The organism is Variovorax paradoxus, assembly GCF_009498455.1.
Taxonomy (GTDB): Bacteria; Pseudomonadota; Gammaproteobacteria; order Burkholderiales; family Burkholderiaceae_C; genus Variovorax; species Variovorax paradoxus_H.
This window is the reverse complement of the sequence record NZ_CP045644.1, coordinates 5,705,675-5,726,921: the sequence shown is the minus strand read 5'-3', so window position 1 is coordinate 5,726,921 and position 21,247 is coordinate 5,705,675. Positions and strand designations below refer to the sequence as shown.

General features: G+C 67.5%; 18 protein-coding genes and 1 riboswitch. Of the genes, 7 read left to right on the top strand and 11 right to left on the bottom strand.

Going from position 1 to position 21,247, the window contains the following annotated elements; all coding sequences use genetic code 11:
• Position 1 precedes the first annotated feature (1 nt).
• The 6 genes from ribBA to GFK26_RS26435 all read right to left on the bottom strand — a co-directional run bounded on the left by ribBA (position 2) and on the right by GFK26_RS26435 (position 5,874).
• Entirely contained in the window at positions 2-1,156 is a 1,155-nt protein-coding gene (gene ribBA / locus GFK26_RS26460; protein ID WP_099796647.1) for a bifunctional 3,4-dihydroxy-2-butanone-4-phosphate synthase/GTP cyclohydrolase II, read from the bottom strand.
• Positions 1,153-1,818: a riboflavin synthase gene (locus GFK26_RS26455; RefSeq protein ID WP_153284565.1), complete on the bottom strand. Its 666-nt coding sequence runs from the start codon at positions 1,816-1,818 to the stop codon at positions 1,153-1,155. Before GFK26_RS26455 ends, ribBA begins: the two co-directional genes overlap by 4 nt.
• An 89-nt stretch (positions 1,819-1,907) precedes the next feature.
• Complete coding sequence (gene ribD / locus GFK26_RS26450) at positions 1,908-3,026, bottom strand: bifunctional diaminohydroxyphosphoribosylaminopyrimidine deaminase/5-amino-6-(5-phosphoribosylamino)uracil reductase RibD (protein ID WP_153284564.1); 1,119 nt, start codon at positions 3,024-3,026, stop codon at positions 1,908-1,910.
• 48 nt (positions 3,027-3,074) lie between these two features.
• On the bottom strand, positions 3,075-3,518 hold the full coding sequence (gene nrdR, locus GFK26_RS26445; protein WP_007836918.1) for a transcriptional regulator NrdR: 444 nt from the start codon (positions 3,516-3,518) through the stop codon (positions 3,075-3,077).
• A gap of 36 nt (positions 3,519-3,554) precedes the next feature.
• On the bottom strand, positions 3,555-4,799 hold the full coding sequence (glyA, locus tag GFK26_RS26440) for a serine hydroxymethyltransferase (RefSeq protein ID WP_153284563.1): 1,245 nt from the start codon (positions 4,797-4,799) through the stop codon (positions 3,555-3,557).
• 38 nt (positions 4,800-4,837) lie between these two features.
• A riboswitch (ZMP/ZTP riboswitch) is annotated at positions 4,838-4,964 on the bottom strand.
• Between the two features lie 49 nt (positions 4,965-5,013).
• Positions 5,014-5,874, bottom strand: coding sequence for a lytic transglycosylase domain-containing protein (locus tag GFK26_RS26435; protein WP_153284562.1), 861 nt, complete (start codon positions 5,872-5,874; stop codon positions 5,014-5,016).
• A 708-nt stretch (positions 5,875-6,582) separates the two neighbouring features.
• On the opposite strand from GFK26_RS26435, the gene GFK26_RS26430 reads away from it, so the two are divergent.
• Genes GFK26_RS26430 through GFK26_RS26420 form a run of 3 tightly spaced genes read left to right on the top strand, consistent with a single transcriptional unit; the run spans position 6,583 to position 13,458 of the window.
• Positions 6,583-10,392: a DUF748 domain-containing protein gene (locus GFK26_RS26430; RefSeq protein WP_153284561.1), complete on the top strand. Its 3,810-nt coding sequence runs from the start codon at positions 6,583-6,585 to the stop codon at positions 10,390-10,392.
• A gap of 10 nt (positions 10,393-10,402) precedes the next feature.
• Positions 10,403-10,585: a hypothetical protein gene (locus GFK26_RS26425; protein WP_153284560.1), complete on the top strand. Its 183-nt coding sequence runs from the start codon at positions 10,403-10,405 to the stop codon at positions 10,583-10,585.
• Complete coding sequence (locus tag GFK26_RS26420) at positions 10,582-13,458, top strand: DUF349 domain-containing protein (RefSeq protein ID WP_153284559.1); 2,877 nt, start codon at positions 10,582-10,584, stop codon at positions 13,456-13,458. The genes GFK26_RS26425 and GFK26_RS26420 overlap by 4 nt, the downstream gene beginning before the upstream one ends.
• Before the next feature lie 84 nt (positions 13,459-13,542).
• On the opposite strand, the gene GFK26_RS26415 is transcribed toward GFK26_RS26420, so the two are convergent.
• The 5 genes from GFK26_RS26415 to GFK26_RS26395 all read right to left on the bottom strand — a co-directional run bounded on the left by GFK26_RS26415 (position 13,543) and on the right by GFK26_RS26395 (position 16,972).
• Positions 13,543-14,334, bottom strand: a complete 792-nt coding sequence (locus GFK26_RS26415; RefSeq protein ID WP_153284558.1) for a zinc-dependent peptidase — start codon at positions 14,332-14,334, stop codon at positions 13,543-13,545.
• Between the two features lie 15 nt (positions 14,335-14,349).
• Complete coding sequence (locus GFK26_RS26410; RefSeq protein ID WP_416222515.1) at positions 14,350-15,126, bottom strand: UDP-2,3-diacylglucosamine diphosphatase; 777 nt, start codon at positions 15,124-15,126, stop codon at positions 14,350-14,352.
• A 25-nt stretch (positions 15,127-15,151) separates the two neighbouring features.
• Complete coding sequence (locus GFK26_RS26405; RefSeq protein WP_153284557.1) at positions 15,152-15,664, bottom strand: peptidylprolyl isomerase; 513 nt, start codon at positions 15,662-15,664, stop codon at positions 15,152-15,154.
• Between the two features lie 23 nt (positions 15,665-15,687).
• On the bottom strand, positions 15,688-16,284 hold the full coding sequence (locus GFK26_RS26400) for a peptidylprolyl isomerase (RefSeq protein WP_082818298.1): 597 nt from the start codon (positions 16,282-16,284) through the stop codon (positions 15,688-15,690).
• Positions 16,285-16,381: 97 nt separating this feature from the next.
• Complete coding sequence (locus tag GFK26_RS26395; RefSeq protein WP_153284556.1) at positions 16,382-16,972, bottom strand: tetratricopeptide repeat protein; 591 nt, start codon at positions 16,970-16,972, stop codon at positions 16,382-16,384.
• A 192-nt stretch (positions 16,973-17,164) separates the two neighbouring features.
• Between GFK26_RS26395 and cysS the strand changes: the two genes are divergently transcribed.
• The 4 genes from cysS to tilS are packed head-to-tail and all read left to right on the top strand — an operon-like array spanning position 17,165 to position 21,207.
• Positions 17,165-18,541, top strand: a complete 1,377-nt coding sequence (gene cysS / locus GFK26_RS26390; RefSeq protein WP_153284555.1) for a cysteine--tRNA ligase — start codon at positions 17,165-17,167, stop codon at positions 18,539-18,541.
• Positions 18,538-19,209, top strand: a complete 672-nt coding sequence (locus tag GFK26_RS26385; RefSeq protein WP_153284554.1) for a DNA-3-methyladenine glycosylase family protein — start codon at positions 18,538-18,540, stop codon at positions 19,207-19,209. The genes cysS and GFK26_RS26385 overlap by 4 nt, the downstream gene beginning before the upstream one ends.
• An 18-nt stretch (positions 19,210-19,227) precedes the next feature.
• Positions 19,228-20,208 (top strand): acetyl-CoA carboxylase carboxyltransferase subunit alpha, encoded by a 981-nt coding sequence (locus tag GFK26_RS26380; protein WP_101492880.1) that lies wholly within the window; start codon positions 19,228-19,230, stop codon positions 20,206-20,208.
• A 21-nt stretch (positions 20,209-20,229) separates the two neighbouring features.
• Entirely contained in the window at positions 20,230-21,207 is a 978-nt protein-coding gene (gene tilS / locus GFK26_RS26375; protein ID WP_153284553.1) for a tRNA lysidine(34) synthetase TilS, read from the top strand.
• Positions 21,208-21,247 lie beyond the last annotated feature (40 nt).

Below are 21,247 nucleotides of genomic sequence, written 5' to 3'. Positions count from 1 at the left end.
TTCAGTCTTTCGTGAGGTAACCGGCGATTTCGAGGCCGAAGCCGGCGGCCATGCTCGGCATGCGACGCGGCGCGCCGAGCAGGTTCATCTTGTGCACACCGCATTCGCGCAGGATCTGCGCGCCGATGCCGTAGTTGCGCAGATCCATGCGGCCGCGCTCGGGCGCCTGCGCAGGGCGCGCGGTGCCGTCGAACTGCGACAGCAGCTCGGCCGCGCTTTCGCCGCAGTTCAGCAGCACGGCCACGCCCTTGCCTTCGTTCGCGATGTGCGAAAGGCTGGCGTCCAGGCTCCAGGAGTGCATCGGGCGGTTGACTTCGAGCGCGTCGAGCACCGACAGCGGCTCGTGCACGCGCACCGACACCGTGTCTTCGGGCGCCCACTGGCCGCGCACCAGTGCCAGGTGCACGCCGCGGCTGGGCTTGTCGATGAAGGCGTGGGCCGTGAAGGTGCCCCAGTTGGTCTGGATTTCGCGGCAGCCGACTTTTTCGACCAGCGATTCGACGCGGCTGCGGTGCTCGATGAGCGCGGCGATGGTGCCGATCTTCAGGCCGTGCTCGGCCGCGAAGATCTGCAGGTCGGGCAGGCGGGCCATCGTGCCGTCTTCGTTCATCACCTCGCAGATCACCGAGGCGGGCGAGCAGCCGGCCATGGCGGCGAGGTCGCAGCCGGCTTCGGTGTGACCGGCGCGCATGAGCACGCCGCCGTCCACCGCCTGCAGCGGAAAGATGTGGCCGGGCTGCACCAGGTCGGCGGCCACGGCGTTGCGTGCCACGGCGGCCTGCACGGTGCGGGCGCGGTCGGCGGCCGAAATGCCGGTGGTCACGCCTTCGGCCGCTTCGATGGAGACGGTGAACGCGGTCGAATGCTTGGCGCCGTTGCGCTGGACCATCGGCGGCAGCTGCAGCCGCTCGCACATCTCGCGCGAGAGCGTGAGGCAGATCAGGCCGCGCGCGTGGCGTGCCATGAAGTTGATGGATTCGGCGGTGATGTGGTCGGCCGCGATGACGATGTCGCCTTCGTTCTCGCGGTCTTCCTCGTCCACGAGGATGACCATGCGGCCGGCGGCCAGCTCGGCCACGATGTCTTCGACCGGGGAGATCGGTGCGGGCGCACGGTCGGCGCGGGAGGCGCCGATCGGCGTGACGGAGGCGTTCATTCGGCGGTGTCCTTGGAATACGTGGAAGTCTGGGGCACCAGGACGCCGGCCTGGAGCATGCGCTCCACGTAGCGCGCCACGGTGTCGATTTCGAGGTTGACCTTCGAGCCGGCCGACAGGCCGCCGAGGGAGGTGTTGTCCACGGTGTGCGGGATCAGGTTGATACTGACTTCGGCGCCATCGGCAATGTCGCTCACGCTGTTGACGGTGAGGCTCACGCCGTTGATAGTGATCGATCCCTTGTAGGCCAGGAAGCGTGCGAGCGCGGGCGGTGCGACCACGCGCAGCTCCCAGCTTTCGCCGACCGGCGCGAAGAAGCTGACGGTGCCGATGCCGTCCACGTGGCCCGAGACGATGTGGCCGCCAAGGCGGTCGCTCGCGCGCAGGGCCTTCTCGAGGTTGATGCGGCTGCCTTCGTCGGTCAGGCCGGCCGTCTTGTCGAGGGACTCCGCGGAAATGTCGATGGTGAATTGCCCGCGTTCAGGTGCGAGCGTGGTGACCGTCATGCAGGCGCCGTTGAGCGCGATGCTGTCGCCGAGCCCGACGTCGTCGAGGTAGCCGTCGGGCACCTCGATGCTGAGTCGCTTGCCGTAGGAGGAGGAGGTGCCGAGGTCGTGGATGGCGGCGATGCGCCCCACGCCGGTGATGATTCCGGTGAACATTCGCACATTTTCGCAGACATCGAGGGGTCTTCGGCCCGAAGGGCCGGTTTGTTGCGGCAGCGAATGTGCCGCGCCGCCGCGGCGGTGGCTCAGAAGCGGTCGCGGCCAGCGACGCGCGCGACGATGCGCAGGTCGGGCCCGAGCATGTCCACCGACTTGAATTCGAGCGGCAGCGCGCCCGCGAGCGACGTGAGCGGGCCCTCGGCATGCAGGTGGCTGGCGATGTCGAGCCCGCTGCCGATCAGCTTGGGTGCGAGGTACACCAGCAGCTCGTCCACGCAGCCCTCGCGCAGCAGCGAGCCGTTGAGCTTGTGGCCCGATTCGACGTGCAGCTCGTTGACGCCGCGCGCCGCGAGGTCCTTGAGCATCGCGGGCAGGTCGACCTTGCCGTGCAGGTTGGGCAGGCAGGTGATGGTGGCGCCGCGGGCTTCGAGCGCGGCCGCCTTTTCTTCGTTGTGCCGGCTGGCAGCGTAGATCCAGACGGCGCGGCCAGCTATGAAAATGTGAGCGTCGGGCGAGGTCTGGAGGTGGCTGTCGACCACGATGAGGTGGGGTTGGCGCGGTGTGTCGACCAAACGCACGTCCAGGCGCGGGTTGTCTTCGAGCAGCGTGCCGACGCCGGTCAGCACCGCGCCGGTGCGGGCCCGCCAGGCATGGCCGTCGGTGCGCGCGGCCTCGCCGGTGATCCATTGGCTCACGCCGTTCTGCAGGCCGGTGCGGCCGTCGAGCGACGCGGCGATCTTCATTCGAACCCAGGGCTGCTGGCGGATCATGCGGCTGAAGAAGCCGATGTTGAGCTCGCGGGATTCGCCAGCGCCTGGTCCGACTTCGACTTCAATGCCTGCCGCACGCAGGCGCGCAAAGCCCTGTCCCGCCACGAGCGGATTCGGATCGGCCAGCGAGGCCACGACGCGGCGCACGCCGGCGGCGATGAGTGCGTCGCAGCAGGGGCCGGTGCGGCCGTGGTGCGAGCAGGGTTCGAGCGTGACGTAGGCGGTGGCGCCCGCGGTCGAATGGCCCTGGGCCTGCGCGTCGCGCAGCGCCATCACCTCGGCGTGCGGGCCGCCGGCCTGTTGGGTATGGCCCTGGCCGATCACGCGGCCGTCGGCGTCGCATAGCACACAGCCGACGCGCGGGTTCGGGTCGGTCAGGCGGATCGCGGAAGCGGCGAGCCGCAGTGCGGTCGCGATGTGTTCGGAGGAGGGCATGGAGCGAAGCGGGAAAAAAGGCGAGGGCGGCGCGAGGCGGCGCCCCGCTCAGATATCGCGCAGCAACTGCCGGAACTCGTCCACGTCCTCGAAGCTGCGGTACACCGAGGCAAAGCGCACGTAGGCGACCTTGTCGAGTTTCTTGAGTTCGCGCATCACGAGTTCGCCGACCTTGGTCGAATCGATTTCGCGCAGGCCGCTGGCCAGCAGCTTCTGCTCGATGCGCAGCAGGGCGTTGTCGATCTGCTCGATGCTCACGGGGCGCTTGCGCAGCGCCAGCATCATCGAGGCGCGGACCTTGGTCGAGTCGAAGTCGGCGCGGCTGCCGTCCTTCTTGACCACGACGGGGAAATTGACGTCCGGGCGCTCATACGTGGTGAAGCGCTTGTCGCAGGCGCTGCACTGGCGGCGCCTGCGGACGAAGTCGGCGTCTTCCGAAACGCGGGTCTCGACGACCTGCGTTTCGAGATGACCGCAAAAAGGGCATTTCATGCGGCCAGTGCTTCTCTTCTTCTGTTGCTTACGAAATCAACGGTAGACAGGGAAGCGGCTCGTCAAGGCATGGACCTTGGCGCGCACCGCGTCGATGTTCGCCGCGTCGCGCGGATTCTCGAGCACGTCGGCCACCAGGTTCGCCGTGAGGCGGGCCTCTTCGTCCTTGAAGCCGCGCGTGGTCATGGCGGGGGTGCCGATGCGCACGCCGCTGGTGACCATCGGCTTTTCCGGATCGTTGGGGATCGCGTTCTTGTTGATCGTCATGTGGGCGGCGCCCAGCACGGCTTCGGCTTCCTTGCCGGTGATGCCCTTGGCGCGCAGGTCGACCAGCATGACGTGGCTCTCGGTGCGTCCGCTCACGATGCGCAGGCCGCGCTCGGTGAGGGTGTCGGCCACGATCTGGGCGTTCTTGACCACCTGTTGCTGGTAGGCCTTGAACTCGGGCGTCATGGCTTCCTTGAACGCGACGGCCTTGGCGGCGATCACGTGCATCAGCGGGCCGCCTTGCAGGCCCGGGAAGATGGCGCTGTTGATGGCTTTTTCGTGCTGCGACTTCATCAGGATGATGCCGCCGCGCGGGCCGCGCAGGCTCTTGTGCGTGGTCGAGGTCACGATGTCGGCGTGCGGCACCGGGTTGGGGTACACGCCCGCAGCCACGAGGCCGGCGTAGTGGGCGATGTCGACCATGAAGATCGCGCCGACGTCCTTGGCCACCTTGGCGAAGCGCTCGAAGTCGATGCGCAGCGAGTAGGCCGAGGCGCCCGCAATGATCAGCTTGGGCATGTGCTCATGCGCCTTGCGTTCCATGGCGTCGTAGTCGATGGCTTCGTTGGCGTCCAGGCCGTAGCTCACCACGTTGAACCACTTGCCGCTCATATTGAGAGGCATGCCGTGGGTCAGGTGGCCGCCTTCGGCCAGGCTCATGCCCATGATCGTGTCGCCGGGCTTCAGGAAGGCGAGCATCACGGCTTCGTTGGCCGAGGCGCCGCAATGCGGCTGCACGTTCGCGGCGTCGGCGCCGAAGATCTGCTTGACGCGGTCGATGGCCAGTTGCTCGGCCACGTCGACGTGCTCGCAGCCGCCGTAGTAGCGCTTGCCCGGGTAGCCTTCGGCGTACTTGTTGGTGAGCTGCGAGCCCTGGGCCTGCATGACGGCCGGCGAGGCGTAGTTCTCGCTGGCGATCAGCTCGATGTGGTGTTCCTGGCGCGCGTTTTCGGCTTGAATCGCGGCCCAGATTTCGGGATCGGTCTGTTCGACCAGGATGTTGCGGTGGTACATGGCAGTCCTTTGAAGACGAGGTCCTTGTTCAACCAAACAAGGGCTGCCCAGGCGAACGGCTGAACGCCTGTTGTGGTCAGGCGGCACGCTTCCCAGTGGTATTCCACGTCAGCGCGTGGCACCTTTTTCAGGGTGCTGCGCCTATCGCCAGTCGCGTACAGGCCGAGTGTAGCGCAGGCCCGGAGGCTTCCGGGCCTGTAGGGTTGGCAAGGCCTCAGGAAACAGCGGAGAGCAGGGCGACCTTGGCCGGCTCGCTGCCGGTGGCAGGCTCTTCGCCTGCCGGCTTGGCGGGGGCCACGACGGGAATCGGCTGCGCGCGCGCCGTGGTCGGCGGCGGCACGGCGATCGTCGACGGCGCACGGCCGGCGGCGACCTGGCGCAGGCGCTCGTGCTCGGCCAGCACCTTCGCGGCATAGCCGCCGTCGTCGTCCAGGTTGGCAGCGCCCACGTAGTAGCGCAGGCCGCCTTCGAGCGAGCCGGCACGGGCGATGCATTCCTGCAGCACCTTCACGCCGACGCGCATGTTGGTCACGGGGTCGAAGGCGGTGAGCGTGCCGCCCGCGCTTTCGTACTTGTCGCCGTGCACGCGGGTCATGACCTGCATCAGGCCCTGGGCGCCGACGTGGCTCTGGGCGAACGGATTGAAGCTGGACTCGATGGCCATGATGGCCAGGATCAGCGTCGGGTCGAGCTTGGTGCGCTTGCCGATCTGGTAAGCCTCGGAGACCAGCACGCTCAGCGGCTCGGCCGCGACGCGGTACTTCTTGCTGAGCCAGTAGGCCACCGCCGCCTGCTGCTTGGGCAGATCGTCGGGGCTCGCGGCCGTGGTGCGCTCGATGGCGGTCGGCTCGAGGTCGGTGGCTTCGGGCGCGGGCTTGCGCGACTCCAGCCAGCCCATCAGTTGTTCCTCGCCGGTCTTGCGCAGGTCGGGACGCGCCACGAGGGCGAGGGCCGCGAACACGATGGCCAGACCGACCAGTGCAAACCCGTTGTGGGTGATTTCAAAAAAGCCGTCTGCCACATCGGACACGAAGGTCCGTAGCCCGCGGGCTGTGGCATCAAACGCCTTGCTCATCGCTTTTTTTCCTTTCTGTGCGGCACCTGGCATGCAGCGCCGGAAGGGCGATGGATGAAGGCAGCGGCGCTTGGATTGGTATGTACGAATCAGGCTCCGCGCATGGAGGGGTGGGGGTGGGAGCGCGGCGGCCTGATCACGCCGGTGGAATTCGGCAGCGGATTCAGGGAGGCCCTGCTGCGTCCGGCAGCGAGGGCAGGCGGATTCTAGCGTGGCTAAATACACGGTCAAGCATAAGGATTTGATTTCATATGTTAATAAGTGCTTGAAGAATCCCCTCGTCCTAGGGGTGCGCCAGGGGGCGCGCCTACGGGAAATCCCTTGGAAAAAGACATTTGCAAAGAAAGGGAGGGACGCCTAATCTGAACGGGCCTGAGGTTTCAGGCGTTTTTCCGAAGTCAGGCAGTCCGAGGTGCAAGTCAAGGACTCGAACGATGGAGGACTCCACGGCGGCAATCTCTTGCTGCCAGCACGGTGGGAACCATTACTTCCGGTCGTGCGAATCGATGGCATGGGTTTTGGGCCCGCCATCAAGCCCGGTGACAAGACAATTCGTCGACTCACCGGGCTTTCTTGTTTGTGGCGTTCACACTTTCGGCCTACCGCTCCTGTCGAGGGCCGCGCGGGCATCGCAATGCTTCGCCAAATGGGAACGCATTCACGTTTCAGCAGACTTTGTTGGCATCTGTTTGCGGCACACTTCTGCGAATGGATGCTGCTTCGATCAAACAGAACAAATGGGTGCGGCGTGGGGTTGTCGCGTTGCTGGTGTTGTTGGCCTTGTGGGTCATTGCCTGGCTGGCGGTGCCGCCGATTGCCAAGAGCCAGCTCCAGAAGATTGCGAGCGAAAAACTGGGCCGGCAGGTCACCGTCGGCAAGATCGACTTCAAGCCCTGGACGCTCGAGCTCGCACTGAATGACCTGCGCATTGCCACCGCCGACGGCAAGCTGCCGCAGGTGGCCATCAAGCGCATCTATGCCGATGCCGAACTGCAATCGCTGTTCCGCCTGGCGCCGGTGATCGACGCGGTGACGGTCGAGGCGCCCGCGGTGCTGCTCACGCACCAGGCCGACGGCAAGTACGACATCGACGACATCCTGGCCAAGCTGGCCTCGGGTCCGCCGCCCGACCCGAACGCCGAGCCCGCGCGCTTCGCGATCTACAACATCTCGATCAAGGACGGTGCGGTCGATTTCGACGACCAGACCGTCAAGCGCCGGCACGAACTGCGCGGCTTCACGCTGAATGTGCCGTTCCTGAGCAACCTCGCGTCCCAGCGCGAGATCAAGACCGAGCCCAAGCTGGCCTTCGCGCTCAACGGCAGCCAGTTCGACTCGGCCGCCTTCACGACGCCGTTCGCGCAAAGCCGCAAGACCGACGCCCACGTGCAGTTCAAGGGGCTCGACCTCGTGCCGTACCTGGGCTACATCCCCGGCGGCCTGCCGGTGAAGCTGCAGGCCGGCAGTCTCGATGCTGATTTGAAGATCGATTTCCAGCAGACGGGCACCGTCGGCCTGAAGATCACCGGCACCGTCGAAGCCCACGGCGCCAAGCTGGGCGACGCCCGCGGACGCGACCTGCTGGCCTTCGACTCGCTCAAGCTGGCGCTGGCCGACGTGCGCCCGCTGGAGTCGGTGTTCCACCTGAGCGAGGTCGCGCTGGTCAAGCCGCAGCTGGTGGTGGCACGTGACGCGTCCGGCCAGCTCAACCTGATGGCCACGAACCCTGCGACCGGCGCGGCCGAAAAGGTGGCGCCACTGCCCGCACCCGCCGCCAGCGCGCCGAACGGAAAGCCGGTGGCCGAGAAGCCCAAGCTCAAGGTGCAGGTCGACAAGATCGCGCTCGACGGCGGACGCATCGGCTGGCGCGACGAGACCGTCAAGCCCGGCGCATCCATCGACCTCACCGACCTCGGCATCAACCTCACGGCCGTCACCTGGCCCATGGAAAAGCCCGCGCAGTTCGACGGCAGCACCGCCGTTTCCGGCGCCACGCTGAAGTTCAAGGGCACGGCGACCGACAAGGTCGCCGACGTGCAGACCGAGGTCGACGCGCTGCCGCTGTCGCTGGCCGCGCCGTACTTGGCGCAGAGCCTGGAACCCACGCTCGACGGCAAGCTCAGCGGCCAGATCGACGTGTCCTGGGCCCAGCCCGACCTGAAGTTCAAGGCGCGCCGCCTGGCCGCCGACGGTCTGGCGCTGACCCAGGCCAAGACCGCGCTGGCCAGCGTCGGCCGCTTCGAGCTGGTCGATGCCGAGGTCGACATGACGAAGCACACCTTGAACATCGCGTCGTTCACCGCGACCAACCCCAAGGTGAGCATCGAGCGCGACAACGAGAAGCGCTGGATGTTCGAGCGCTGGCTCAAGACCCCCGCCGGCAACGCCAAGGCGGCGGCGCCCAAGCCGGCCGACGCCGGTGCGGCGCGCGCCAATGCCAACACCAAGCCCTGGGCGCTGACGCTGGGCACGCTGGCCGTGGACAACGGCAGCCTGTCCTATGCGGACAAGGCCGGCTCGGCGCCGGTGGCGATCGAGGTCACGGCCTTCAAGCTCCACGCCCAGAAGATCGCACCCGACACCCACACCGTCTCGCCGCTGCAGGTGTCGGGCCGCATCGGCGCGGGCCGCCGTGCGGACCCGGGGCGCTTCGACTACAAGGGCACCGTCGTGCTCAAGCCGCTCGCGGCCGAGGGCCGGCTCGAGGTGGCGTCGTTCCCGGCGCATGCCTTCAAGGCCTACTACGCCGACGCGCTCAACGTGGACATCCGGCGCGCCTTCGCGAGCTACCGCGGCACGGTGCGCTACGCGACCACGCCGGCCGGCATGAACGTCAAGCTGGCCGGCGATACCGCGCTGGACGATTTCCGCGCCAACAGCGTCTCGCTGACCCAATCGCCGGGCTTCGACCGTGGCAACAGCCAGTTGTTGAGCTGGAAGACCCTGAGCCTGCGCGGCCTGCAGGTCAGCCTGGCGCCCAATGCCGCCCCGACCGTCGACGTGCGCGAGACCACGCTGACCGACTTCTTCGCCCGCGTGATCGTCGATCCCACGGGCCGCCTCAACCTGCTGAGCCTGACCAAGAAGGGCGAAGAGGCCTCGAAGGCCGCTGCCGCCACCGAAGCCAGCACGAAGAAGGGCCCGGGCGGCACCACCACCACGACCCGCGCACCGACTTCGGCGCCGCAGCGGGCCTCGGGCGGTGCGCCGGTGTCGGCCGAAGCCATGGTCGGTGGCGCCCCCGAGCCTGCGCCTGTCGCCTCCGCGCCGGCCGTGGCTGCAGCGCCCGCAGCCGACAGCGGCCCGGCGCCGGTCATCAACTTCGGTCCGATGAGCCTGGTCAACGGCAAGATCGACTTCACCGACTTGTTCGTCAAGCCCAACTATTCGGCCGACCTCAGCGAGCTGACCGGCAAGCTCAGTTCGTTCTCGTCGAACCCGCCGAACGGGCAGGGCGGCCGCCCGGCGCTGGCCGACCTCGAACTGCGTGGCAAGGCGCAGCAGACTGCGGCGCTGGAAATCACCGGCAAGCTCAACCCGCTGGCCAAGCCGCTCGAACTCGACATCACCGCCAAGATGCGCGACCTCGACCTGGCCCCGCTGTCGCCGTACTCGGTGCGCTACGCGGGCCACGGCATCGAGCGCGGCAAGATGAGCATGGACGTCAATTACAAGATCGCGCCCGACGGTCAGCTCACTGCCACCAACAAGCTGGTGCTCAACCAGCTGAAGTTCGGCGACGAGGTGGCCGGCGCGCCCAACAGCCTGCCCGTGCGCCTGGCCGTGACGCTGCTGGCCGACCGCAACGGTGTGATCGACGTCGACCTGCCACTCAGCGGCTCGCTCAACGATCCGCAGTTCAGCATCGGCCCGCTGATCTGGAAGGCCGTGGTCAACCTGATCGTCAAGGCCGTGACCGCGCCGTTCAGCCTGCTGACCGGCGGGCTAGGCGGTGGCGGCAGCGGCGATTCGAGCGCGATCACCTTCGAGCCCGGCAGTTCGACGCTCAGTGCCGGCGCCAAGGAAAGCCTGGACAAGGTCGTGAAGGCCCTGACCGAGCGGCCGACGCTGCAGATGACCGTAGTGGGCACCTCCAGCCTCGAAAAGGAACGCGACGCCTACCAGCGCCAGCGCCTGCGCCAGCTGACCCAGGCCGAGAAGCGCCGGGTCGCGGTGCGCGGCGGCCAGACCGGCACCGAGGTGCCGCCGGTGACCGACGCCGAATACCCCGCGCTGCTCACGGCCGTGTACAAGCGCTCCGACATCACCAAGCCGCGCAACATGGTCGGCCTGGCCAAGGACCTGCCGGTGAAGGAAATGGAAAACCTGCTGCTGGCCAGCGTGCCGGTCGACGAAGAGTCGATGCGCCAGCTCGCGGTCGAGCGCGGCGCCGTGGTGCGCGACTACCTGCTGGCGCAGAAGCTGCCGAGCGAGCGCCTGTTCTTGGGGGCCGTGCGCACCACCGCCAGCGGCAACGACTGGAAGCCCGGCGCCGAGCTGAGCCTGACCATGAAATAGCCGGCGGGGCTTGGCTTTTCGCCTCGCCTTGCCATATATCCAGCGGGCCCTTTCCAGCCCGTCGAACGGTGCGCGCCGCGGTTCCGATACGGAATTCGGCGGGCCGTTCGCCAACTGGGTGAAAATGTCGATGTGCGCCGGCCTTTGCCGGCGCCTTCGCTTTCTCTACCAAGACAACGATTTCGCGCAGTGACCTCTACTTCTTCCAAGCCACACGACCTCCAGGCCCTCGACACCCTCACCGGTGGCGCCTTCACCGCGCCAACCTCGGGCGAGCGTTCCGCGCGCATCCGCGATTGGCTCGCGGGCAACCCCACGTCCGAGCAGATGCAAGAGGTCTTCAAGGAATTGAGCGGCCGCGACAAGGGCGCGGCGCGCCTGCTGCGCGAAAAACTCGACGAAATCAAACGCGCCAAGGGCCAGGAGGCCATTGCCGCCGAATGGGCGCAAAAGGCCGAGACGCTGCTGGCCCAGTCCAAGCTCAACATCGCCGACGCACTGGCTTGGCAGCGTGACGCCGCCAAGGCCGGCGCGCCGCTGTCGCGCGAACCGCTGGCTGGCCTCAAGGCCCAGCTGGCCGAGCGCGTCAAGGGTATCGAAGACCTGCAGCACCGCGCGCAGGTCCACCGCGAAGCCGCCGTCTTGCTGGCGCAGCGCTTTGAAGTGCTGTCCACCAAGGGCTGGAAAGACGCCCAGGCCGCCGAGGAATCGCTGCGCGCCGACGTGACCCACTGGCAGCAGCAGGCTGCCGACATCGTGGCCGATGCCAACTGGAACAGCCTCGACGCCAAGTTCGCACCACAGCTCGACGCCTCCAAGTCGCAGCTGCTCGTGGTGTCCGACTCGTTCCACGGCGCGCTGGCGCAGGCGATTGCCGCCGCGGCCGATGCCGCCGCACCGCTGCCGCCCGTGCCTGTCTGGGCCGACGAACTGCGCGCCGCACGCGGCGAAGTGGTGGCGCCCAAGGCCGCCGCACCCGCACGCCCCGCCGCACCCAAGGTTGACCCGGCCGTGCGCGCTGCGGCGCAAGACGCCGTGCAGGCCGCCCTCGCCAAGCTCGAACAGGAAACCGCCGAAGGCCACGGCAAGGCCAGTGCCGGCGCCGCCGCGGCACTGCGCGCCGTGCTCAAGGAGCACGGCAAGCTGGTCGACGCGCCGCTCGAAGCCCGTGTGCACGCTGCACTGGTCGCCGCCGGCGAACTCGAAGGCTGGCAGCGCTGGAGCGCCGACAAGGTCCGCGAAGACCTCGTCGCCAAGGCCGAAGGCCTGCTCAAGCGCCCCGAAGGCCAGGCCCTCGGTGGCCGCAAGATGCAGGAAACCCTGCGCGCCCTGCGCGACCAGTGGAAGCAGGCCGACCAGGGCGGCGTGCCGAACCACGCGCTGTGGAAGCGTTTCGACGAAGCCTGCAACGAAGCCCACAAGGTCGTCGAGGCGTGGCTCGAGAAGGTGCGCGCCGATGCCGCCGAGCACCGCGGCCTGCGTGTCGCGCTGATCGAAGAGGTCAAGGCCTGGGCTGCCGAGCATGCCGGCGCCACCGACCTGAAGGCGCACAACCGCGCGTTGCACCAGTTCGCCGACCGCTGGCGCGATGCCGGCCACGTGGGCGAGAAGGTGTTCGCCGAGCTGCAACCGCTGTGGAACGAAGCCTTCGGCGCCGCCCGTGCCCCGTTCGAAACGGCACAGAAGGCGAGCGTCGAGCGCCGCCAGGCCATGATCGCTGAAGCCACCGAACTGGGCGCCCAGCCGATGCTGCGCATCGACGCCGTGAAGGCGCTGCAGCAGCGCTGGCAGGCCGAGGCGCAGAGCGTGCCGCTCGACCGCCGTCACGAACAGAAGCTGTGGGACGCCTTCCGCGCGCCCATCGACGAAGCCTTCAACCGCAAGACCGCCGAGCGCGAGAAGGCGTCGTCGGCCATGAGCGAGCACGATCGCTATGTGCTCGACGCGTCCAAGGCGCTCGATGCGGCCAATGCCGGTGGCGACGCACAGAAGATCCGTGCCGCCATCGCCGGCCTCGAAGCCGCGCTGCGCGGTGAAGCGCCTGCGCGGGCACCTGCGCCCGCACCGGCGCCTGCCACCACGAGCGACGGCCCCGCGGTCGGCGCGACCGGTGTCGAAGCCCCCGGCCAGGCCGCCGCCGAGTTCGGTGAAAGCGCCGAGCAGACGCCGGGTTCGAGCGATGCCGAAGCCACGCCGTCCGCACCCGCGGCGGCAGCGGCCGATGCGCCCGATCTGGTCGCACCCGCAGACGGTGCCGATGCCTCGGCCCGCAGCGACAGCACCGCACACGAAGCTGGCGAGGCCGCCAGCGTCGACAGCCCGGCGCCCGCACCGGCCGCGCCGCCGAAGCCCGCACCCAAGCCTGTGGTGGCCATGCGTGGCGACGATCGGCCCAGCAGCAAGAAGGGCGAAGCCGCACCAGCCGCTCGCGGCACGGGCCGTTTCGGCGATCGACGCGACGCTGGCCGTCCCGGTGCCGGCGGCCCTGGCCGCCCGAACGACCGTGGCGGCCCGCGCCCCGATGCCCGCGGTGGCGATCGCGGCGCGCCCGGTGGCGGTGGCCGTTTCGGCGACCGTCCGCCGCGCGAAGACCGCGGCCCGCGCCTGGGCGATGCCGCCTTCCGTGCGCAGCGCGAAGCGCTCGAGCGCGCCGACTTTGCGCTGCGCAAGCTGGCCGCGCAGGCCCATGGCGAGGCGCTCACGCAGGTGCTCGGCGCCTGGGAGCAGCGCGACGCCGCCCGTCTGCCGAGCGCGCAGGAACTGGGTCGTGCAGTGACGCCGGCCGTGCGCAGCCAGTGGTCGCAGGCCGTGGGTGCCGCACCGACCGCTGCCACGAGCGATGCCGCCGAAGCGCTGCTGCGCCTCGAAATGGCAGCCGAAGTGCCGACGCCCGCCGAGCAACTCGACGCACGCCGCGCGCTGCAGCTCAAGCTGCTGACGAAGCGCGGCGACCCGACGCCGGCCCAGACCTGGGGCCAGGACGCCGGCAAGGTGCTCGCTGCTGCGCACGACGCCGCCACCGCGCGCCGTCTGCAGAACGCGCTGAAAGCGCTGCTGCGCAAGTAAGACAGAGCAATGCGGCGATGCAGCCGCATCCATGAAAAAGGCGCCTCATCGAGGCGCCTTTTTCTTTGTCCGAACCGCGTCAGTTCAGGACTTCGCGGGAAGGAAAAATGCGTCGAACAACGCGAGGACCTGCGGAAAGTCGCGTGCGAAGTTCGGCCGGTTCACGAAGTAGGCCTCGCAGGCCACCGCGAAGAATTCGCTGATCGAGGTTGCGCCGTAGTCGTCGAGCCAGGGCGGCTCGACGCCGAAGCGCTCGGCGAGGATGGTCTTCTCGCGAAAGTCGTCGTAAGCCGGCTGCAGCACCGCCAGCCAGGCTGCGCGGGCCTCGCGCGCACTGCGCCGGCCCATGAAGCCGGCCGGCAGCGGCGGACAGCCATCGGCGATGCCGTTGCGCATGTCGATCTTGTGGGCGAACTCGTGGATCACGACGTTGTAGCCACCCTCACTGGTGACGCTGCTCGCGAGCACGTCCTGCCAGCTGAGCATCACGGGGCCCTGGTCCATCGCCTCGCCGGCGACGACCTCTTCGTACTCGTGCACGACGAGGGCGTCATCGACGACCTTGCGCGGCGCCACCACTTCGGACGGATGCACCACGATGCCGACGAAATCGTCGTACCAGTCGAGCCCGTCCTTCAAGTGCAGCACCGGCAGCACGGCCTGCGCCGCGATGGCCAGTGCGACCTCGTCGGTGATGACGAAGCCTTGCGTGCCGTGGAATTCCTTGTCGCGCAGGAACTCGGCCGCCAGCGTGCGCAGCTGCAGTTGGTCTGCGGGCGGCAGTTCGCCGAGGAAAGCGTAGCGCGCGAGCGTGGCGCGCCAGGCGGCGTCGGGAATCGGGGGCAGGGTGCGCAGCCGGCGCAGCCACTTGAACATCGGCGGGCGGTGCGCCTAGCGCAGGTCGACGCGCTGCGCGCCGGCGGCCGAGAGGCAAAGCAATTGCGCACGCGGCGGATGGGCGGCGACGTCCCAGTCGCTGAGCACGATGCGACGCAGGCCGTGGCCCAGGTCGTGCACGGCGGGGCGGTGGGTGTGGCCGTGGATCAGCGCGCTGGCGCCCGCACGCTGCAGCCATTCGCGCGCGGCGTTGGCGTCGACGTCGGCCCAGAGGGCCGAAGGGTCGCGCTTGCGGTCTTCGCTTTGCGTGCGGATGGCGCGGGCGAGCGCGCGGCGTTCTTCGAGCGGGCGCGCGAGGAACGCGGCCTGCCATTCGGGCGTGCGCACCTGGGCGCGAAACTGGAGGTATTCGGTGTCGTCGAGGCAGAGGGCGTCGCCATGGCTCAGCAGCCATCGTTCGCCGTGCAGCACCAGCACTGTGGGGTCGTCGAGCAGCGTGAGACCGCACTGCGCGGCAAAGGCCTTGCCGACGAGGAAGTCGCGGTTGCCGTGCATGAAGAACACGGGCATGCGTTGCGCCGCGCGCTGGAGCAACTCGACGCATTGCGCCTCGAAGCCCGGCTGGTCGGCGGCATCGTCGCCCACCCACACCTCGAACAGGTCGCCGAGGATGACCAGTGCATCGGCCGGCGTGGTCTGCAGGTAGCCCTGCCAGGCCTCGAAGGTGGCCAGTTCGCTGGCCTGCAAGTGCAGGTCGGAGATCAGGTCGACGGTGCGCCACGCGGGCGGCGCCACCAGCTCGGAGAAAGCCGGGTTCGCCATCGGGGTCATGCCGCGCCGCCGTGCCTGAAGCGTGTCATTCGGCGGTGACAACGGCCTTTTCGATCACGACGTCTTCGAGCGGCACGTCGTCATGGAAGCCCTTGCGGCCCGTCTTGACGGCCTTGATCTTGTCGACGACATCGGTGCCGCCCGTGACCTTGCCGAACACCGCGTAACCCCAGCCCTGGGCCGAAGGGGCGGTGTGGTTCAGGAAGCCGTTGTCGGCCACGTTGATGAAGAACTGGGCGGTGGCCGAGTGCGGTGCGCTCGTGCGGGCCATGGCCACGGTGTAGTTGGCGTTCTTGAGGCCGTTGTTGGCTTCGTTCTCGATCTCGGCGCCGGTGGGCTTTTGCCTCATGCCGGGCTCGAAACCGCCGCCTTGCACCATGAAGCCGGGGATCACGCGGTGGAACACCGTGTTGTCGTAGTGGCCCTTCTTCACGTACTCGATGAAGTTGGCGGCCGACTTCGGTGCCTTTTCGGCGTCGAGTTCGAGCGTGATGACGCCGTAGTTCTTGATGTGCAGTTCGACTTGGGGATTGCTCATGGGATAGCTCCTTCTACGGAAATTTACTTCGCCAGCGTGGCGGACTTGATGGTGAGGGTTTCGACGGGCACGTTCTGCATGCCGCCCTTGTTGCCGGTCTGCACGGCGCGGATCTTGTCGACCACGTCGGTCCCGGCGACGACCTTGCCGAACACGGTGTAGCCGTAGCCGTCGGGGTTGGGTGCGTTCAGCGAGTCGTTGTTCTTCACGTTGATGAAGAACTGCGAGGTGGCCGAATTCGGGTTGCCGGTGCGGGCCATCGCGATCGTGTACTTGTCGTTCTTCAGGCCGTTGTTGGCCTCGAGCGGGATCGGCGGGCGCGTGGGCTTTTGCTGCAGGTCGGCCGTGAAGCCGCCGCCCTGGATCATGAAGCCGTCGATGACGCGGTGGAACACCGTGCCGTCGTAGTGCTTGTCCTTGACGTACTGCAAAAAGTTTTCGACCGTCTTGGGGGCCTTGGCCGCATCGAGCTCGACCACGATGTCACCCGCCGAGGTAGCGAGCTTGACGCGCGGCGCGGCCTGCTGGGCGTGCGCGCCGGCGGCGGCACCGAAGGCCAGGGCGGCAGCCAGGGCAAGGGCGCCGCGGCGGCTGAAACGGGAAAGTGCAGAGGTCGTCAAATGAGGCTCCGTGTGCGGGTGGAGGGGAGGGCAGTGGGCCTGCGATGGCGCAGGTTGGGAGGCAACTGTGTGCGCACCACCGGATTGCAAGAGGTGGTTACTTCGTCGTACGGCCCACAGGCTTGCGCACCTCGGGCGGCGCCGCCGGCAGCACGGCCGCGTCGGCCGCGGCCTTGGGCGTGAAGATCTGGCGGATCAGCGAGAGCTTGGGCGCCACGCTTGCGTTGGTGGTGGCGAACTGCTGGGCGCGCTGGTATTCCTGGGCTGCCAGGCGTGCGTACACGTCGCCGAGGTTTTCGTGCGCGGTGGCGTAGTTGGGGCTGAGCTTGAGCGCGGTTTCGAGCGCGGCGCGGGCCTGGTCGAACTTGCTCTGCGAGGCGTACAGCGCCGCGAGGTTGTTGTAGGGCTCGGGCAGTTCCGGGAAGTCTTGCGTGAGCTGCGTGAACGCGGTGATCGCCTCGGCGGCCTTGTTCTGCTCGGTGAGGATCACGCCCCGCAGGAAACGCATCTGCGGGTCGCGCGGCTTGCCGGCGATGTAGGTGTCGGCCTTGGCGAGCGCCTCGGCGGCCTTGCCCTGGCGCAGCAACAGGTTGACGTCGTCGTAGTCGTTGGCGTGCGCGGCAAAGCCCCACAGACCGAACAGCAGTGCAAAGGCGAGGGGGAGTTTGGAGAACACGGCGTGCTTCATGAAGTCTCGGCAGGATGGGGGGAGCGGGCCTGGAGAACACCCGGGTGCTGCGCGGCGGCAGCCGTTTATACTGCGTCGCATTGTAGCCGAGGGGCCACGTCGAACCCCTCGTAGCCACGCCCCCCGTCACCCCTGAAATACACCGTTGCTCGCCCGTACCGCACGTGCGCGAATCAACGCTTTCCGAGTCCCATGAGTCTGCGCATCTACAACACGCTGTCGCGTGAATTGGAGGAATTCTCCCCCCTGCAACCTGGGCAGGTTCGCATGTACGTATGCGGCATGACGGTCTACGACCTGTGCCACATCGGCCATGCCCGCATGATGATGGCGTTCGATGTGGTGCAGCGCTGGCTGCGTGCCAGCGGTTATGCCGTGACCTACGTGCGCAACATCACCGACATCGACGACAAGATCATTGCCCGCGCGGTCCAGCGCGGCATCACGATCCGCGCGCTGACCGACGAGGTGATCGCGGCCATGCACGAGGACATCGGTGCGCTGCGCATCGAGCCGCCCACCATCGAGCCGCGCGCCACCGAATACGTGCCGCAGATGCTCGGCATCATCGAGACACTGGAGCGCAAGGGCCTGGCCTACCGTTCGGACAACGGTGACGTGAACTACGCGGTGCGCAAGTTCCCCGGCTACGGCAAGCTCTCGGGCAAGTCGCTCGACGAACTGCACGCGGGCGAACGCGTCGCGGTGCTCGACGGCAAACAAGACCCGCTCGACTTCGTGCTCTGGAAATCCGCCAAGCCGACGGAGCCCGACGACGCCAAGTGGGAGAGCCCCTTCGGCACCGGCCGTCCGGGCTGGCACATCGAGTGCTCGGCCATGAGCTGCGCCACGCTCGGCGAAACCTTCGACATCCACGGCGGTGGCGCCGACCTGCAGTTCCCGCATCACGAGAACGAAATTGCGCAGAGCGAAGGCGCCAACGGCAAGCCGCTCTCGCGCTTCTGGGTGCACAACGGCTTCGTGCGCGTGGACAACGAGAAGATGTCCAAGAGCCTGGGCAACTTCTTCACCATCCGCGAAGTGCTGCAGAAGTACGACGCCGAAAGCCTGCGTTTCTTCCTGGTGCGCACGCATTACCGCAGCGCGCTGAACTACAGCGACGCGCACCTCGACGACGCGCGCAACTCGCTCAAGCGCCTGTACACCGCGCTCGACCTGGTGGCGCCCGCGACCGTGGCCATCGACTGGACGCAGCCCCACGCCGCACGTTTCAAGGCGGCGATGGACGAAGACTTCGGCACGCCCGAAGCCATCGCCGTGCTGTTCGAGCTGGCCGGCGAAGTCAATCGCACGAAGTCCGCCGACACCGCAGGCCTGCTGAAGGCATTGGCCGGCACGTTGGGGCTGCTGCAAGGCGACCCGAAGGCGTTTCTGCAAGCCGGCACCACGCTCGACGAAGCCACCATCCAGTCGAAGATCGACGCACGTGCGGCGGCCAAGGCGGCGAAGAATTTCGCCGAGGCCGATCGCATTCGCCAGGAACTCCTCGAGCAGGGCATCGTGCTCAAGGATTCGCCCACGGGAACGACCTGGGCGGCTGCACAGTGAACGGAACGACCAACCCCGTACCCGCAACCCAGCAGACCAGCGTGCGCATCTACACGCCGGACTATTGGGAGGAAGCCTGCAAGCACCTGGCCAAGAAAGACCGCGTGATGAAGCGGCTCATTCCGAAGTTCGGCGAGGCCTGCCTCGAGTCGCGCGGCGACGCCTTCACCACGCTGGCGCGCAGCATCGTGGGCCAGCAGATCTCGGTGAAGGCCGCGCAGACGACCTGGGACAAGTTCGCCACGCTGCCGCGCAAGCTGACGCCGGCCAACGTGCTCAAGCTCAAGGTCGACGACATGCGCGGCGCCGGGCTGTCGGCGCGCAAGATCGAGTACCTGGTCGACCTGGCCCTGAATTTCGATTCGGGCACCGTGCATGTCGACCGCTGGCAAGACATGTCGGACGAGCTCATCATCGAAGAACTCGTGGCCATCCGCGGCATCAGCCGCTGGACTGCCGAGATGTTCCTCATCTTCCACCTGATGCGCCCGAACGTGCTGCCGGTCGACGACCAGGGCCTGCTCAATGGCATCAGCGTGAATTATTTTTCGGGCGACCCGGTCAGCCGCAGCGATGCCCGTGACGTCGCCGTGGCCTGGGCGCCGTATTGCAGCGTGGCGACTTGGTATATTTGGCGATCGCTGGACCCCGTGCCGGTCGCATATTGAACAAAACAGGAGAAGACGTTGGCGAAACGAACCTTCCTCGACTTCGAGCAGCCCATTGCTGAACTCGAAACAAAAATCGAAGAACTGCGCTATGTACAGACCGAATCGGCGGTCGACATCTCGGAAGAAATCGATCAGCTTGGCAAGAAAAGCCAGCAGCTCACCAAGGACATCTACAGCGACCTGACGCCCTGGCAGATCACCAAGATCGCGCGGCATCCGGAACGCCCGTACACGCTCGACTACGTCAACGAAATCTTCACTGACTTCGTCGAGCTGCATGGTGACCGTCATTTCTCGGACGACCTGTCGATCGTCGGTGGCTTGGCGCGCTTCAACGGCGTGCCCTGCATGGTGCTGGGTCACCAGAAGGGCCGCGACACGAAGGAGCGCACCGCGCGCAACTTCGGCATGAGCAAGCCCGAGGGCTACCGCAAGGCGCTGCGCCTCATGAAGACGGCCGAAAAATTCAAGCTGCCGGTGTTCACCTTCGTGGACACGCCCGGTGCCTACCCCGGCATCGACGCGGAAGAGCGCGGTCAGTCGGAAGCCATCGGCCGCAACATCTTCGAGATGGCGCAGCTCGAGGTACCCATCATCGTCACCATCATCGGTGAAGGCGGTTCGGGCGGCGCGCTGGCCATTTCGGTCGGCGACCAGCTCGTGATGTTGCAGTACTCGATCTACTCCGTGATCAGCCCCGAAGGCTGCGCGTCCATTCTCTGGAAGACCAGCGACAAGGCGCAGGAAGCCGCGGATGCACTGGGCATCACGGCACACCGCCTGAAGGCGCTGGGCCTGGTCGACAAGATCGTCAACGAACCCGTCGGCGGCGCGCACCGCGACCATCGCCAGATGGCCGCGTTCCTCAAGCGCGCGCTCAACGACGCCTTCCGCCAGGTCAGCGACCTGAAGACGAAGGAACTGCTGGACCGCCGCTACGAGCGCCTGCAGAGCTATGGCCGGTTCAACGACACCAAGGCCGACATCAGCCGCTGAGCGGCTTTTCCTTTTTCGATCATGAGCGAAGCCTTCGAACGCGCCATGGCCGCGTTCGAACCGGCCTGCCTGCCGCTGGCCGTCGGCTTCAGCGGCGGTGCAGATTCGACCGCCTTGCTCGCAGCCTGCGCGGCGCGTTGGCCGGGGCAGGTGATCGCCTTTCACGTGCACCACGGCCTGCAGGCCGCGGCCGACGACTTCGAGCGGCAATGCGCGCAGGTCTGTGAACGACTCGGTGTGCCGTTGGTGACGCACCGGGTCGACGCGCGGCATGCCTCAGGCGACAGTCCTGAGGATGCGGCGCGACGCGCACGCTACCAAGCCTATGCAGCCATGGCGCAAGCTGATGGGGCGCGGCCTGCCGTGTCGTCCATCGCGCTGGGGCACCATGCCGATGACCAGATCGAAACGCTGCTGCTGGCGTTGTCCCGCGGCGCCGGCCTGCCGGGCCTGGCTGCCATGCCCGTGCATGCCGTGCGCGACGGATTGAACATCCACCGACCGCTGCTCACAGTGCCGGCGGCCGACATCCGAGGCTGGCTTGCGCACCAGCAGCTGCCGTGGATCGAAGACCCGAGCAATGCCGATGCGCGCTACACCCGCAATCGCATTCGCGCCGTGCTGCTTCCCGCATTAGCAGAGGCTTTTCCACAGTTCCGTGCCACTTTCGCGCGCAGCATCGGCCACGCGGCGCAAGCGCAGCAACTGCTGGGCGAACTGGCGGCGCAAGACCTCGCCATCGTGGGCGAGCCGCCGCAGATCCGGCCGCTGCAGTCGCTGTCCCGCGCGCGGCAGGCCAACGTGCTGCGCCACTGGCTGATGCGGTCGCATGGCTGCGCACCGAGCGCGGCGCAGCTCGACCAACTGCTGGGCCAGGTCCGTGCCTGCACCACGCGCGGCCACCGCATCCACCTCAAGGTGGGCGCAGGCTTTGTCGAGCGAAGGGGCGACCAGCTGCATTGGTACAATGCCCCGCCCTCGCTGAAGACTTCGCTCTGACGGCTTGCAGGGCGCCGCTGTCCAAGCGGCCCTTTATCTT